The 13,570-nt window shown below is 35.2% G+C and carries 15 protein-coding genes; 12 read left to right on the top strand and 3 right to left on the bottom strand.

Going from position 1 to position 13,570, the window contains the following annotated elements; translation table 11 throughout:
* Positions 1-182 precede the first annotated feature (182 nt).
* The 7 genes from BMX10_RS05825 (at position 183) to BMX10_RS17730 (ending at position 5,904) form a co-directional block, all read left to right on the top strand.
* Entirely contained in the window at positions 183-1,436 is a 1,254-nt protein-coding gene (locus BMX10_RS05825; RefSeq protein WP_090440743.1) for a UDP-N-acetylglucosamine 1-carboxyvinyltransferase, read from the top strand.
* A 41-nt stretch (positions 1,437-1,477) separates the two neighbouring features.
* Positions 1,478-2,278, top strand: a complete 801-nt coding sequence (locus tag BMX10_RS05820; protein WP_090440740.1) for an MBL fold metallo-hydrolase — start codon at positions 1,478-1,480, stop codon at positions 2,276-2,278.
* A gap of 13 nt (positions 2,279-2,291) precedes the next feature.
* Positions 2,292-3,521: a serine protease HtrA gene (gene htrA, locus BMX10_RS05815; protein WP_090440737.1), complete on the top strand. Its 1,230-nt coding sequence runs from the start codon at positions 2,292-2,294 to the stop codon at positions 3,519-3,521.
* Positions 3,522-3,860: 339 nt separating this feature from the next.
* The gene (locus tag BMX10_RS05810) at positions 3,861-4,028 is read left to right on the top strand and encodes a CxxH/CxxC protein (RefSeq protein ID WP_090440734.1); all 168 of its coding nucleotides are present in this window, start codon (positions 3,861-3,863) and stop codon (positions 4,026-4,028) included.
* Positions 4,029-4,208: 180 nt separating this feature from the next.
* A complete protein-coding gene (rlmH, locus tag BMX10_RS05805; RefSeq protein ID WP_090440732.1) occupies positions 4,209-4,688 on the top strand; it encodes a 23S rRNA (pseudouridine(1915)-N(3))-methyltransferase RlmH in 480 nt (159 codons plus the stop codon).
* Positions 4,689-4,891: 203 nt separating this feature from the next.
* On the top strand, positions 4,892-5,548 hold the full coding sequence (locus BMX10_RS05800; RefSeq protein WP_170834706.1) for a pentapeptide repeat-containing protein: 657 nt from the start codon (positions 4,892-4,894) through the stop codon (positions 5,546-5,548).
* A 134-nt stretch (positions 5,549-5,682) separates the two neighbouring features.
* A complete protein-coding gene (locus tag BMX10_RS17730) occupies positions 5,683-5,904 on the top strand; it encodes a hypothetical protein (RefSeq protein WP_139176385.1) in 222 nt (73 codons plus the stop codon).
* A 156-nt stretch (positions 5,905-6,060) separates the two neighbouring features.
* Here BMX10_RS17730 and BMX10_RS05795 read toward each other — a convergent pair whose 3' ends face one another.
* A complete protein-coding gene (locus BMX10_RS05795) occupies positions 6,061-7,806 on the bottom strand; it encodes a cadherin-like beta sandwich domain-containing protein (protein WP_090440725.1) in 1,746 nt (581 codons plus the stop codon).
* A 405-nt stretch (positions 7,807-8,211) separates the two neighbouring features.
* Here BMX10_RS05795 and BMX10_RS05790 point away from each other — a divergent pair, with 405 nt between their 5' ends.
* The 5 genes from BMX10_RS05790 (at position 8,212) to BMX10_RS05765 (ending at position 11,804) form a co-directional block, all read left to right on the top strand.
* Entirely contained in the window at positions 8,212-8,667 is a 456-nt protein-coding gene (locus BMX10_RS05790; RefSeq protein ID WP_090440722.1) for an AraC family transcriptional regulator, read from the top strand.
* 214 nt (positions 8,668-8,881) lie between these two features.
* Positions 8,882-9,358: a helix-turn-helix domain-containing protein gene (locus tag BMX10_RS05785; protein ID WP_090440719.1), complete on the top strand. Its 477-nt coding sequence runs from the start codon at positions 8,882-8,884 to the stop codon at positions 9,356-9,358.
* A 92-nt stretch (positions 9,359-9,450) separates the two neighbouring features.
* Positions 9,451-10,152: a formylglycine-generating enzyme family protein gene (locus BMX10_RS05780; RefSeq protein WP_090440717.1), complete on the top strand. Its 702-nt coding sequence runs from the start codon at positions 9,451-9,453 to the stop codon at positions 10,150-10,152.
* 62 nt (positions 10,153-10,214) lie between these two features.
* The gene (locus tag BMX10_RS05775) at positions 10,215-10,595 is read left to right on the top strand and encodes a DUF4180 domain-containing protein (protein ID WP_090440714.1); all 381 of its coding nucleotides are present in this window, start codon (positions 10,215-10,217) and stop codon (positions 10,593-10,595) included.
* 744 nt (positions 10,596-11,339) lie between these two features.
* Positions 11,340-11,804: a hypothetical protein gene (locus tag BMX10_RS05765; protein WP_090440711.1), complete on the top strand. Its 465-nt coding sequence runs from the start codon at positions 11,340-11,342 to the stop codon at positions 11,802-11,804.
* 456 nt (positions 11,805-12,260) lie between these two features.
* On the opposite strand, the gene BMX10_RS05760 is transcribed toward BMX10_RS05765, so the two are convergent.
* Together BMX10_RS05760 and BMX10_RS05750 are read right to left on the bottom strand one after the other, a co-directional pair.
* Positions 12,261-12,515: a DUF2642 domain-containing protein gene (locus tag BMX10_RS05760; RefSeq protein WP_208976112.1), complete on the bottom strand. Its 255-nt coding sequence runs from the start codon at positions 12,513-12,515 to the stop codon at positions 12,261-12,263.
* 283 nt (positions 12,516-12,798) lie between these two features.
* Positions 12,799-13,494: a hypothetical protein gene (locus BMX10_RS05750; protein ID WP_090440705.1), complete on the bottom strand. Its 696-nt coding sequence runs from the start codon at positions 13,492-13,494 to the stop codon at positions 12,799-12,801.
* Positions 13,495-13,570 lie beyond the last annotated feature (76 nt).

Here is a 13,570-nt window from a genome sequence, read left to right as displayed (position 1 = left end):
GAGAAGTTACATAATATTTCCATAAAAACAGATGTTATCAAAGGACCATAAAAATGCTATAATGATAAGCAGTTAAGAATTTTTTTAAGCGATTTGAAGATATACAAATAATTCATTGATGGATAAATGTTTTGTTAAATTCATTTAGAAGGTGGTGACTACTGACATTTGTCAGAAACTATATGGAGAAGTTAATCATTGAAGGTGGGAAAAGGTTATCTGGAAAAGTTGAAATTAGTGGATTTAAAAATGCAGCTGTAGCCCTTATACCGGCAGCGGTTTTAGCAGGGGACGTTTGTACTATTGAAAACTTACCAAGTATAAGCGATGTAAAAATATTAGCAAAAATTTTAAGGGGTTTGGGAGCAACGGTGCATCAAAAAAACTCTAAGGTCATAGAAATAGACCCTAGAAATATAAATCATTGCTTTATTGATTATGAGGATGCCAAAGAGCTAAGAGCCTCCTACTATTTTCTAGGGGCAGCTTTAGGCCGTTTTAAAAAGGCAAAAGTAGTATATCCAGGAGGATGCTGTATAGGAAGTAGACCTATAGATCAGCACATAAAAGGTTTTGAAGCCCTAGGAGCACAAGTCAATATTGAACACGGAATTATTTCAGTAGAGGCTGAAAGATTAATAGGAACAGAAATATATCTAGATGTGGTAAGTGTAGGTGCTACCATCAATATTATGCTTGCAGCCACCAAAGCAGAAGGAGTAACCATTATAGAAAATGCAGCAAAAGAACCTCATATTGTAGATGTGGCTAACTTTTTGAACTGTATGGGAGCAAATGTAAGAGGTGCTGGAACGGACACCATAAAAATAGAAGGCGTACAACAACTAAAGGGTTGTCATCATACTGTTATTCCAGATCAAATAGAAGCAGGAACCTACATGATTGCTGCCGCTGCTACAGGCGGTGATGTTTTAATAAGCAACATCATACCTAAACACTTAGAAGCTATTACAGCAAAACTAAGAGAAATGGGTGTAGAGGTTGTTGAAAATGGAGAATCTCTTAGAGTGAAGGCTACCAAACCTTTAAAGAATATCAATGTAAAGACTTTGGTTTATCCAGGCTTTCCAACAGATCTACAACAGCCCATGAGCAGCTTACTGACAATCGCCAGTGGTACAGGTGTTATTACTGAAACTATTTTTGAAGGAAGATTTAAGCATGTGGACGAGCTAAAAAGAATGGGAGCAAATATCAAGGTGGAAGGAAGAGTAGCAGTTATACAAGGAGTAGAAAAGCTGCTGGGGGCAAAGGTTTCTGCATCGGACTTAAGGGCAGGAGCAGCTTTAGTGGTTGCTGCTTTAGCTGCGCAGGGTGAAACAGAAATTGAAAATGTTCATTATATCCATAGAGGTTACACCGGTTTATGTGATAAGCTTACGTCTTTAGGAGCTATAATTAAAAAAACATACTAAATACACACCTCAAAGGTGTGTATTCTATTGGAGGCACATACATGAAGGTACAGTTTTGTTCCTTAGCAAGTGGCAGTAGTGGGAACTGTCATTTTATAAGTAATGGAGAAGAGCATCTATTAGTGGATGCAGGATTAAGCGGGAAAAAAATTCAAAGCAAGCTGCAAGAGATAGGTTTTGAACCCAACAAATTGACAGGAATATTTATTAGCCATGAACATAATGATCATATATGTGGGGCAGGGATTTTGTCTAGAAGATTTGACATACCCATTTATGCCAATGAAGCTACCTGGCAAGCAATGGAAAGCAAATTAGGCAGTATTAAACAAGAGAATATTAAAATTTTTAAGACAGAAACAACCCTTCATGTAGGAAATTTACAAATAACCCCCTATAGTATTTCTCATGATGCGGCGGATCCAGTGGGATTTGTTTTAAAAAATAAGACAGTAAAAATCAGCATTGCTACTGATTTAGGCCATATAAATCAGGGTATACTAGATAAAATAGGGGACTCGCATTTAGTGGTATTAGAATCTAATCATGATGAAGATATGTTAAAGGCAGGGAATTATCCCTATTATTTAAAAAGAAGAATTTTATCGGACCATGGACATTTATCCAATGAGGCAGCTGGAAATGCCATCGTGGATTTAATGAAAATGAATGTAAAGAATATTTTGTTGGCACATTTAAGTAAGGAAAACAACTTTCCAGAGCTAGCAATTATGACGGTAAAAAGCATTTTAGATAGTCATAAAATAAATATAGGGAAGGATATTTCTATTGATTTAGCCCATAGGGATAAAGCAAGTCATCTATATGCTTTTGAGGGATAAGGAGGTTATTTTGATGGATTTTTATAACAACAATTACCAAAATGAAAAAGATGGAGAAAATCAGGAAAATAACAAAGCCACTTGGGAGGATACTAGTATTTATCCAAAAACTGAGTTTAGATCGGAACCACCTCTACCGCCAAACACACCAAGACAAAAAAAGACTTCTAAACTAAGCTACATAGCAGTGGCTTTGCTGGCAGCAATTTTTAGCAGTGTTATTTCTCTAACAGCAGCCTATATGTACTTACCACAACTGCTACAACACAGAGGTATGATTACTATGCCAGCACCAAACATAACCATTGAACCACAGCAAGACTTGACGGTATATACAGCGGTAGCGGAAAAAGCGATGCCCTCTGTTGTTGGGATAACAACTGTAACATTGCAAAGAGATGTTTTCTTTGGCACAAGAAGAGCTTCCGGCCTAGGGACAGGTGTTATTGTTGATGAAAGAGGATACATCTTAACAAACTCCCATGTTGTCGGGGATGGCAATGTTGAAGAGGTTATGGTGCTTTTACATGATGGAAGCAGTGTTAAGGCTGAGGTTTTATGGAATGAAAGAACCTTAGATTTAGCTGTGATTAAAGTAGAAGGAACAAATTTAGTTCCAGCTGAATTAGGAAACAGTGATGATTTAAGGGTGGGAGAAGTTGCTGTAGCTATTGGTAATCCCCTCGGTTTAAATTTTGAGAGAACCTTAACACAGGGGGTTATTAGTGGTCTTAATAGAAGTATACCCTTAGGTCAAGGAGAAACCATTGAAGACTTGATTCAAACAGATGCTTCTATAAATCCTGGCAATAGTGGAGGACCCTTACTAAATGCTTATGGCGAAGTGATAGGTATTAACACAGCTAAGATTCAAACCGGGGAAGGATTAGGCTTTGCAATACCTATAAACACAGCAAAACCTATTGTAGATCAATTTATAGAAAAAGGAGAATTCACAAGGGTACTATTAGGGGTTAGAGGCATTAACGTAGAGTCCTTTGAAGGCTTTACAGGAACTAGACTAAAGGCTGAAGAAGGGGTATATATAGTAGAGGTAGAGGCTAATTCAGTGGCAGAAGCCCATGATATCCGACCAGGAGATGTTATTGTGGGAGTAGGAGGCAACAGTATCGAAACCATGGGACAATTAATCCGAGAGCTTTATCGCTATAGACCGGGAGACAATACTACAATAAGCATTTTAAGAAATGAAAGAGAATTACAAATAGAAGTAGTATTATAATTACAACCCAAGGATGCCTTGGGTTGTTTCACGTGAAAAACAATTGAAACATTAAGAGAACTGGTATATAATGGAATCATAACGAGACAAGGTGCTTTGATTTTGATAGATCTTTATACAAATAAAAGGAGAAACCTTTAGCAAAGATAATCTATCAATGAATGAAGAAACCAATTTAACAGATACTAATAGAAAGTATGATTTAATATAAACAGAGGAATACATTAGCTCAATTGCAACTTAAGTTGTTTTGTGTAGCGACTGAAATAAGGAGCATTAAAATCAGACGCAGAGCACACATGAAATCGGAGCATATTATTTATAAATGGAGTGAAAAGAATGTACGTTGTATGTAATGAGCATTTAGACAACGCCATAGATGATTTTGTAGATGTTTATGAACAACCACCAGATCTCTATGAACTGGGTTCAGTAACCTTTACTGAATGGGATGTTCCCAAAACCTGTGATTTTTGCGACCATTTCCCAAGGTATTTGGTGGTGTAAGGAATAAGGTTAAGAGAGCCAACCATGCAAGCAGGAAGGTTCTTTTTTATTGCCGAGGAAAAACAAGGAAGCGAGTCCTTGGATAGTATAAGAGATCAAACATAGTGGTTAAAGCGTCAGCTTCAACACAAGGAAAGTTCACGCCAATAAAAACATGAGGAACAAAGGAGGACAGGTTTTATGAATATCACCATTATTTCAGTAGGAAAAATAAAAGAGAAATACATAAAACAGGGCATCGATGAATATGCAAAAAGATTATCTAGATACAGCAAGCTAAACATCATCGAGGTGGCAGATGAAAAAGCACCAGAGAACCTAAGTGATACAGAGATGGAGATAGTAAAGAGTAGAGAGGGAGAAAACATCTTAAAACATATCAAAGAAGGAATGTATATCATTGCCTTAGATATCAAAGGAAAAATGCTCTCCTCAGAAGAACTAGCAGAAAAAATGCAAGATTTAGCCATATCAGGCAACAGCAGCATTGCATTTATCATTGGCGGTTCTCTAGGACTCTCAAAAGAAGTGCTAAAAGCATGCAACTACAAACTATCCTTCTCCCCAATGACCTTTCCGCATCAGCTAATGCGATTGATATTGCTAGAGCAGATTTATCGGGGGTTTAGGATTATTAAGGGTGAACCGTATCACAAGTGACGACTGTATTCTAAAATTCTGTAGCACAGGTCAATTAGATAATGATATCTAACGAATGAAATAAGAAAAGAAAGCTCTCTCTTATTTTGCTTACTAATATTAGCGTATTACAGTATAGTAGTTATCAAAGAAATTACTTGACCGGGGTGATGGATCTGTTTTCCGGTACTTATAGGGAAATAAGTGTAAGGAGAGACTGTACTATGAATAATAAGCAAGTTCTGCCGAAAGTAATTAAGCCTAAGTTCATAAAAGGTATTGAAAAAACGTGTATAAAAATTAGTGATGTTGAAGATGAAGCTATTATTAAGAATATTTATATATCAGACTGCGGGATGGAAACACGAGAAGCTAACAAAGTAGCTTTTGAAGGTGTCATTTTTAATAAAGTGGATTTTAAAGGTATCACATTAAATTCATTAGAGCTTACTGATGTAACATTTAAAAACTGTGATTTGTCAAATGTAAATTTTGTTGGAGCAATTATACATAGAACTGAGTTTATCAACTGTAAGCTAATGGGCTTAAACCTCAATGATGCTACACTTCAGAATATTTATATGAATAACTGCAATGGTCAATTTATTCATATGAATTATACTCAAATGAAAAATGTGATCCTATCTGAGTGTATATTTGAAAATGGTAATCTTCAACACAGTAAATTACATAAGGTTGAGTTTAGAAAATGTAATTTTATATTAAGTCAAATGTCTGGAACTAGCATGTCAGGAATAGACTTGAGTAATTCCAATTTTGAAGGAGTTGGTATACGACCTGAAGATATTAGGGGTGCAATTGTTTCTCCTATGCAAGCAGTAGACTTTTCGAAAATATTTGGACTTATTATAAAGGAGTAAAAAAGAGGGTCAGGCTTGAATTATTTACTTACTAATAAATATGATAATGTTGGTGATGCATATGGCAAGGAAACCACAAATCCATTATCCTAGAGCACTATAGTATGTAGCAGTTAGTGGAGATAATGGTGAAAATGTGTTATGTAAAGAAATACATAAAAACGAGTATTCAAAAGATATCAGATATTAGTAAAGCTACAGTTCTTCTAAGTGAGAAGCATTGCAATATAAACAATAAATTGTTGTCGGAAAAGCTTAGCTTATCACCATCAATGATATCAAAAATAAAACCTGCAGACAGTAAAGGAAGATCTTATGTTGAAGAAATAATTAGAAGGCGGGAGGAAGAAGCATAAGTAAATAAGTAAATAATTCAAGCCTGACCCCTGCTTCTTTAGCCTTCTGTTGATGGACGTTACCCTTTTCCATAAGTATTTCGATTATTTTTTTGTCGTCTGGCGTCTTCGCTTGCAACGTGCCAAAGGATATACCCATCAGAGAATTCCTGTTAATTACAGTGTCACTATTAAAGTTTTTTGCTTGTTCAGCTGTAAGACCGCCTTTTTTGCCAAGCTAAGCGCTGCAGTGCGGTAGTTAAAATCCCCATCGTAACCAAGCATTTGTAAAATCATTGAACTATACGCTCTAGCATTCAATACTTGTTTTGGTCCAAAGCTGCCGTCCGGCATAACTTTAACATAACCCTTGTCGATTGCATAAGCTATTTGTTTTTTTGCCCAATGAGTTACATCAGCAGCATCTGTAATCAGCGCAAGCTTTGAATCTACTTCCTCATCCGTTAACGCCAGCGCTTCTTCTTCAACGCCAAAGATCCTCAGCAGCATGACAATCCCCTGCTCTCTGGTAAAAACTCCACCTAGATCAGATTCAAAGGTTGTATCTGATACTCCATTAAACAGAGTTGAGTCATATATTTTTCTGGCTTCTTTCTCGTAAGAATATTGCTTCGGACTTAGCGGTTTAGGAGCTTTTATAACTGTCACGGTGTAGTCTTTTGTAGCACCATTTTCTGCTTGCACCCTTACAACCACACGGTTTTCACCAACCACAAGATTAATTGGAGCTGATACCGTGTTGTTCGCTGTTGCTATCCCGTTAATTCTCAAGCTTGCGCTTGCATCTGCCAGTTCTGCCGTTGCAGTGATATGATGAACAGCCGAGGTGACCGATACGGAGTAATTTGTGATATTAGTGTTAAATTCAGGCGACAGCGACCCTCCGCTTATGGATAGTAATGCCAGATTATTATTACTACTTTCCGAGGGGCTAATGGGTGGCGCTTCTCTTGTCATCGTGATATAGTAATCAGTGCTTAATTCATCAAATTGTGATCTGTGAGATACGGTAATGGTTGTATTCCCTGTAGAAAGATTCACTGAACCACCATCTTCTGTTATAAGTGTATCGTTAACGTACACTTTTCCTTCCTCAGCACTTGCATTGACCGTTATACTGTATACGGATGAAGAAACGGAAGCAGTGTATTGAAAAATAGAAGGGTTAAAAGATGGACTCAATTGCCCGTTGCTTATGGTAAGGGAGCTCAGCCCTTTTATCACTCCTGCAACTATCGCCTCCTGTTTATCCACGATACCTTTTTCGATAAGTATTTCGATTACTTTTTTACTGTCTGGCGCCTTCGTCCTCGCTTGCAACGAGCCAAAGGATATACCGACCAGAGAATCCCTGTTAATTGCAGTGTCACTATTAAACTTTATTGCTTGTGCTGATGTAAGACCGCCTATTTGTGACAAGCTCGTCGCTGCAGTGTTGTAGTCAAAATCCCCATCGTAACCAAGCATTTGTAAAATCATTGAACAATACAGCTTACCATTTAATGCCTGTTTGGGTCTAAAGCTGCCGTCCGGCAACCCTTTAATATATTTCTTGTCAACTGCATAAGCCACTTGTTTTTTTGCCCAAAGACCTACATCAGCAGCATCCGTAAACATCGCGAGCTTTTCATCTGCTTCCGCATCCGTCAACGCCAGCGCTGCTTCTTCAACTCCAAACAGCCTCAGCAGCATGACAACCCCCTTCTCTTTGGTTAAGACTCCACCCAGATCAGGCTCAAAATCTGTATCTGAAACTCCTTTATACAGGGCCAAGTCATATAATATTCTGGCTTCTTGCTCGTAAGAAAACTGCTCCTGTGCCTGGGCAGTAAAACTTGCGAAAAGGTTTGTCAGTAATGCTATAAGGGTAATAAGCGTAACTTGTTTTAAATTTTGTTTCATTGAATATTCACCTCACTTAATTATTTGGTAAGAACTCTTCTCTACAAATTTTGAAATGGTTTTTTTCAATCAACAAATAATTCAAGCCTGACCCCCATACATCCATGGGTATTGGATTGTGGACCTTCAGTACCCGAATAATACTTCTTGTGTTAAGTTATGATGCCTTATTATCGGCAAATTATTGATGATTCTTTAGGTTCAAGAGGAAAAAAAAGGAAATAAAGGAAATAAAGGGGGCGGCACAAAGGAGATGATAAAGAACAGGAAATATCGCTCTGATATTCATCTTTAATCATCTATTGTAGAAATAATGATTTTTAAAAATTAGTTTGCTTTTCATTTTAAAGCGTGATAAGTTCATATTGACCGGTCTAATAATAATTCGAAGGGATTTGATATATAATGAAAACAACTATTGAAATAATTCCACACTATAAAATTGCTTATATTCGGAATACAGGACCATATGGAGTAAACAACGTTCGAACAATGGAAGAACTGAAAACATGGGCTCGAGAGAAATCTTTGCTGAACCATGATTCGATTATTTTGGGGATTGCCCAAGACGACCCATCAGTAACTAAAGCAGAAGAGTGTCGGTATGACACTTGCATTGTTGTTTCTGATGAATACGAGATTGATGACGAGTATGTGCAAGGAGGAGAGACTGCAGGTGGAGAATATGTAGTTTTTGAAATTGAACATACTGCTGAAGCGGTTCAAAAGGCATGGGCAGATATTTTTCCTAAGTTAAACAGGAGTGGCTTCAACATGGATTATTCAAGACCGATAATAGAAAGGTATGCTACCAAGATGATTGCCAATCATAAATGTGAAATATGTATTCCGATATGCTAATGGCTGACTATTAGAGAAAGAAACTTCATAATTTGATTCGAAAAAGTAGTCCTTCAAACGAAGGGCTATTTTTTTTGTATAGATAAGTAGGTTTAACATACAATTATTATCAACAAAACACAACAAAGTGCAATAAAGCACAACAAATCAATTGACCATAGCATAAAAATCAATTATAATTTTGGAATAAGCCATTAAGAAAGGATTACGTGATATGGAAAATAAATTTTATACAGTGGACAAAATTGCTGAATTCCTAGGCATGCATCATAAAACCATTAGAAAATTTATAACTGAAGGTAAACTTGGAGCAAGTAAGGTTGGAAAACAGTGGAGAATTTCAGAACATGATTTAAATGTTTTTATGGAAAAAAACAATGTCAAAAAGGGTAATGGAAAAAATGATAAGGGGCTAAGCTTTGATTACTCTACTGTGGGAGAAGAGGTAGAGACTACACGACAGCGGATATATGTATCATCTGTGATAGACATCAATGAAACCGAAAAGGAGGAATATATAAGAATATCAAATACACTTATAGCAATAGCCAACTGTAAAGACCCAGAGGTCGGTGAATCCACAATTCAAGTAAAATATGATGAGAAAGATAAAAGGCTAAGAGTTATTTTGTGGGGTAGCGTAAAGTTTATTGAAAGCATGTTAAGTTCAATTTCAATGCTTACTGAATAAACAAATATAATTACAAGAATCTATCTAAAAGTATTAATTATAGTATTGAATCAAAAGGATATTCTATTGCTGTATAGATAGGAGGGAAAGAAATGTCCTATGAAGTAGAGACCTATGCCAAGAATCAAATGGTAAAAATTCCAAGGGGAGAAATCGTGCTAAGAGACGATAGAATAAAACATAAATGGAAAGTCGAAATAAAACCTTTTCTTCTCGCCAAATATCCTGTAACCCAGGATCTGTATTATGATATAACACAAAAGGCACCTTCCTCTTCTAAAGGAAATCAAAATCCTGTAGAGAATGTCTCATGGTATGATGCAATTCAATTTTGCAATTTACTATCTCAGAGAGAGGGATTAAGAGAAAGTTACTCCATAAGCAGTAATGGTGAAGATGTTACATGTGATTGGGAATCGGAGGGCTATCGCCTGCCTACCGAAGCAGAGTGGGAATACGGGTGTAGAGCAGGAACGACAGAGGTTATATATGGAGAAATTGATAAGATTGCCTGGTATAAGGAAAATTCTATTGGAAAAACACATGAAGCAGGAAAAAAGGAACCGAATGCATGGGGTCTGTATGACATGTTAGGTAATGTATGGGAGTGGTGTTGGGATGTATATGACGAAAAGGTATATGGTTCCTACAGGATTTTTCGCGGCGGTGGTTGGTCTGATCCAGCCAGAGGTTGCCTTGCTTCGAATCGTCGTCGTAGTCATCCGACGTTTTACATCGATGACCTGGGACTGCGCCTTGCTAAGTCTTTAAAGGAGTTTGATGTCTATTACTAGCAAGATGGACTTCAATAACAATTATATAATTTTAAAGAAAAACCATTCATTGGAGGACTAACATGAAAATAAAAAAAATAAAAGAGAATGGCGTAGATATTGCTATTGTAAGTAGTAACGAAATTATCATCATTGATGTACAGTCGGCACTAGATTTTATTGCAACAGTAAACTATGAGACTGGCTGCGATTCAATAATTTTAAATAAATCAGCAATATATGAGGACTTTTTCAACTTAAAAACACGACTTGCAGGAGAAATTTTGCAAAAGTTCATTAATTATCGCGTGAAAATAGCTATAGTTGGGGACTTTTCTATATATTCAAGCAAGAGTTTAAGAGATTTTATTTATGAGAGTAACAAGGGAATAGATATATTTTTCTTAGCAGATGAAAAAAAGGCTATTGAAAAATTAATACTGGTGAATTCACTATATAGATAAAGACCAGTTTTATTATAATACAAGTCAGGTAAATATATATTTGAGGAGAAATACTATGGAAAAATATACAGGAGAAGAATTGATAGAAGCGCTAAGTGTTGTCTGTTGAATTATCAATAAATGTGAAAAGCACAGTTGAAATTTATGGAGGGTGCATCTCATCACACCCGCTTAAAGAACATAATAAAAGCGATGTATATTTCTAAAACATTAATAACAGATGAAATTAGTAAAAAAGTCTAACTTGCTATTTCGAGTACAAGACATAATCTACTTTTTCTCAAGATATATATTATTGATAAAAACCGCCATTAGAACGATAAGGCGAGCCATACCATAAGTGACTACAGTTTTGTAGCAGTAGTATTTTTAGGATATGAAGTAGCGCAATTATTATAAAGTTGTCCTAATCACCTAAGGGATAAGACCCACAATATAAGCTATACAAAAAAGTGCTACAGATAAAACTATACAATTTGCAACCTGGAGTAATTATGAAAAAAAGCTTTTTTTTATTTATCACTGATGGTTATGATGTTAGTAACTAATTGTAGTAATAACAGTGTTAATAACTTAGAACCAATGATAATGCTTAATGATGCAATATATCTTTCAGTACATGAAGAAGTTAAGGAGAATACTGATTTAATAAGATTCTTTAATGTTTTTCCAATCAATACATTTAATCTAAACATAGGGGGAATAATTAGATAATTGAAGTATTAATTTTAAAGGAGAATTAATGTGAAACAAATAATACAATGGCTAATATTTCTAGCTCCTATTGCATCACTAGTGCTAATTGGAAATAAAACCCTTAAAAGATTTCTTCCAGTTGCATTGTTTGTTACTGTAGTCGTCACTCTTATTTACCAAGCCGCATATCATTATAATTGGTGGAGAGAACCTGGGCTGTTTGAATGGGACAAAGTCGCAAATATTCCTTGGGTATATAGTGCATATTTAGTAGCAACAATATGGATTTTCAAGTTTACCTACGGAAAATTTTTTGTTTATTTGATAACAAACCTAATATTGGATGGTGTATATATATATTTATGGTATCCAATACAACAAAACCTTGGATTAGCTTCAGGTGAAATGTCACCACATATTACATATTTAATGATGATCGGAGTAGCCCTTTTAATATATGTTTTTCAGATTTGGTATGAAAAAAATTTACAAAGTAATCAAGATACTAGCTAAAACTTTCATAATTTCTTCTTAAAACTTACGGGTGCTTATGTTGAAGAAAGAAAAATTAAATAACAGAAGAATGCATTCTTTTTATGTATATTTAAACCCTACAAAAGTAGGGTTTATCTTATATAGTGAAGTAAAAGTATCGGTCAAATTGAACTTTGTATTTGATTTGTTTCGGTGAACCGGAGCATAAATGATAGGGGTTTTGCAATGAAATTATTGAAATTACTGGAGTTTAAGAGGAGTTATATATTTGTTTTTAGTTTTTTAATTATAAGAGGTAAGGAAAATAAGGTATATACTGAGGTGAGTTTATTTGAGTTATAATATGGTTTAGAGACCGTATTACAACTCAAATATAAATATTACAAAGCAACAAAGATAGTGATAATCGAATCCAGATATAGTAAGCAAGGACAGTCCCTGCTTACTATATCTAGAACAAAGAACCCTTTCCTTTTAAGTTGGCATCACATGGACAATTTGTTGTATACGAACATAGAATATCGTGTCACTATCATATGACCTCACAACAACATGATCAGGCATTACATCTGCTATTATACCTTGTAGGTTTCCTCTAACTGTTTCAATCACTACTGATTGGCCTATAATCATCCTTAATGTTTCTACAACGTAAGGATCTACTAATGTAGTATATTGTATTGGCTGTCTATTTTGTATCATAGGCATTTGATATAAGTGATAATTCATTATTCTAACCTCCAAATAAATTAATTTAATGCACTATATTATATTTAATATCTATAGAAAAAGTTATGTTTCAGGAAGAAGAAGGAGAATTTTACACCTATCATATCATACAGCGAGGGAACGATAGAAAAGAAATCTTTTTATCTAATTATGATAAAAGCCGATATATTAAAACCTTTGGAGGGGTTATGGCTTTTGATCTCACAGGGGGGAAACCCAGTGGAAATTTGCCACTGGGTTTTGAAAGAAGCCTAATAACCGCTAGAGTTACTTGACTTAGAACTTATATCCATTTAGAATTAGACTCATATCTTGAGATGACTTGTTTCATCATGTAATCAGGCAATATTGTATTTGATGGGTCTACACCCATTTTTTCTAAAGTACTAGCACCTCTTTCAGTTGTACTAAAGTGTGTATGATTAACTTCAAAAGGTATTCTTGTGTTTATGCCCATCTTTTCCAATACAGATATAACTAGTTTCCGTTGTTCATTGTCAAAACCAAAAGAACCACTTTGTCCATTTGCATACCTAATAAATTTATTTAATGCTGCAGCCATTTTACCTGCGTTAATATAATTATCTTCATTATATAAGCCATCATCTTTACAGAATATATCTACTATGTTGTCTTTAATTCTTATAACCATTCCATTTCCTAAATCAATGTTGGTTCCAGGAATTAAAGAAATACTATTTTCAGTTTTATTGAGACCAAAGCCTTCTTTAACTGTGAATGGAGAAAACAAGTTGTTTCCAAGCATTATGTCTTCGGATGTAGCAGGTAATCGTATAATAGTAAGGTTATATTTTTCAGCAAATTCTTTTGGACTACCTTTTTTTACTTCAAATTGGTCTTCAAAATCTTCATTCAGGTAATTACTAAAATAATTTTCCCAAGTTATTTTAGGCTTCTTGCTATTGTAAGAGTTAGTATAATTGACTGCTGAACTTTGATAGTTATTATCAATAACCATATTCTTCACCTCTATATAGAATTATTATCTATTTATATTATCGGAATATATTTTTATAAATGGTATACTAAAAACA

The sequence above is a fragment of the Natronincola peptidivorans genome (genome assembly GCF_900111615.1).
GTDB classification, from domain to species: Bacteria; Bacillota; Clostridia; order Peptostreptococcales; family Natronincolaceae; genus Natronincola_A; species Natronincola_A peptidivorans.
The sequence above is the reverse complement of the archived record's forward strand: the minus strand, read 5'-3'. Positions and strand labels throughout refer to the sequence as shown.

Excerpts from the sequence above, each read along its gene's own strand:
- BMX10_RS05825 (WP_090440743.1), top strand. The coding sequence starts at position 183 with ATGGAGAAGTTAATCATTGAAGGTGGGAAAAGGTTATCTGGAAAAGTT.
- BMX10_RS05820 (WP_090440740.1), top strand. The coding sequence starts at position 1,478 with ATGAAGGTACAGTTTTGTTCCTTAGCAAGTGGCAGTAGTGGGAACTGT.
- htrA (WP_090440737.1), top strand. The coding sequence starts at position 2,292 with ATGGATTTTTATAACAACAATTACCAAAATGAAAAAGATGGAGAAAAT.
- BMX10_RS05810 (WP_090440734.1), top strand. The coding sequence starts at position 3,861 with ATGTACGTTGTATGTAATGAGCATTTAGACAACGCCATAGATGATTTT.
- rlmH (WP_090440732.1), top strand. The coding sequence starts at position 4,209 with ATGAATATCACCATTATTTCAGTAGGAAAAATAAAAGAGAAATACATA.
- BMX10_RS05800 (WP_170834706.1), top strand. The coding sequence starts at position 4,892 with ATGAATAATAAGCAAGTTCTGCCGAAAGTAATTAAGCCTAAGTTCATA.
- BMX10_RS17730 (WP_139176385.1), top strand. The coding sequence starts at position 5,683 with ATGTGTTATGTAAAGAAATACATAAAAACGAGTATTCAAAAGATATCA.
- BMX10_RS05795 (WP_090440725.1), bottom strand. The coding sequence starts at position 7,806 with ATGAAACAAAATTTAAAACAAGTTACGCTTATTACCCTTATAGCATTA.
- BMX10_RS05790 (WP_090440722.1), top strand. The coding sequence starts at position 8,212 with ATGAAAACAACTATTGAAATAATTCCACACTATAAAATTGCTTATATT.
- BMX10_RS05785 (WP_090440719.1), top strand. The coding sequence starts at position 8,882 with ATGGAAAATAAATTTTATACAGTGGACAAAATTGCTGAATTCCTAGGC.
- BMX10_RS05780 (WP_090440717.1), top strand. The coding sequence starts at position 9,451 with ATGTCCTATGAAGTAGAGACCTATGCCAAGAATCAAATGGTAAAAATT.
- BMX10_RS05775 (WP_090440714.1), top strand. The coding sequence starts at position 10,215 with ATGAAAATAAAAAAAATAAAAGAGAATGGCGTAGATATTGCTATTGTA.
- BMX10_RS05760 (WP_208976112.1), bottom strand. The coding sequence starts at position 12,515 with ATGAATTATCACTTATATCAAATGCCTATGATACAAAATAGACAGCCA.
- BMX10_RS05750 (WP_090440705.1), bottom strand. The coding sequence starts at position 13,494 with ATGGTTATTGATAATAACTATCAAAGTTCAGCAGTCAATTATACTAAC.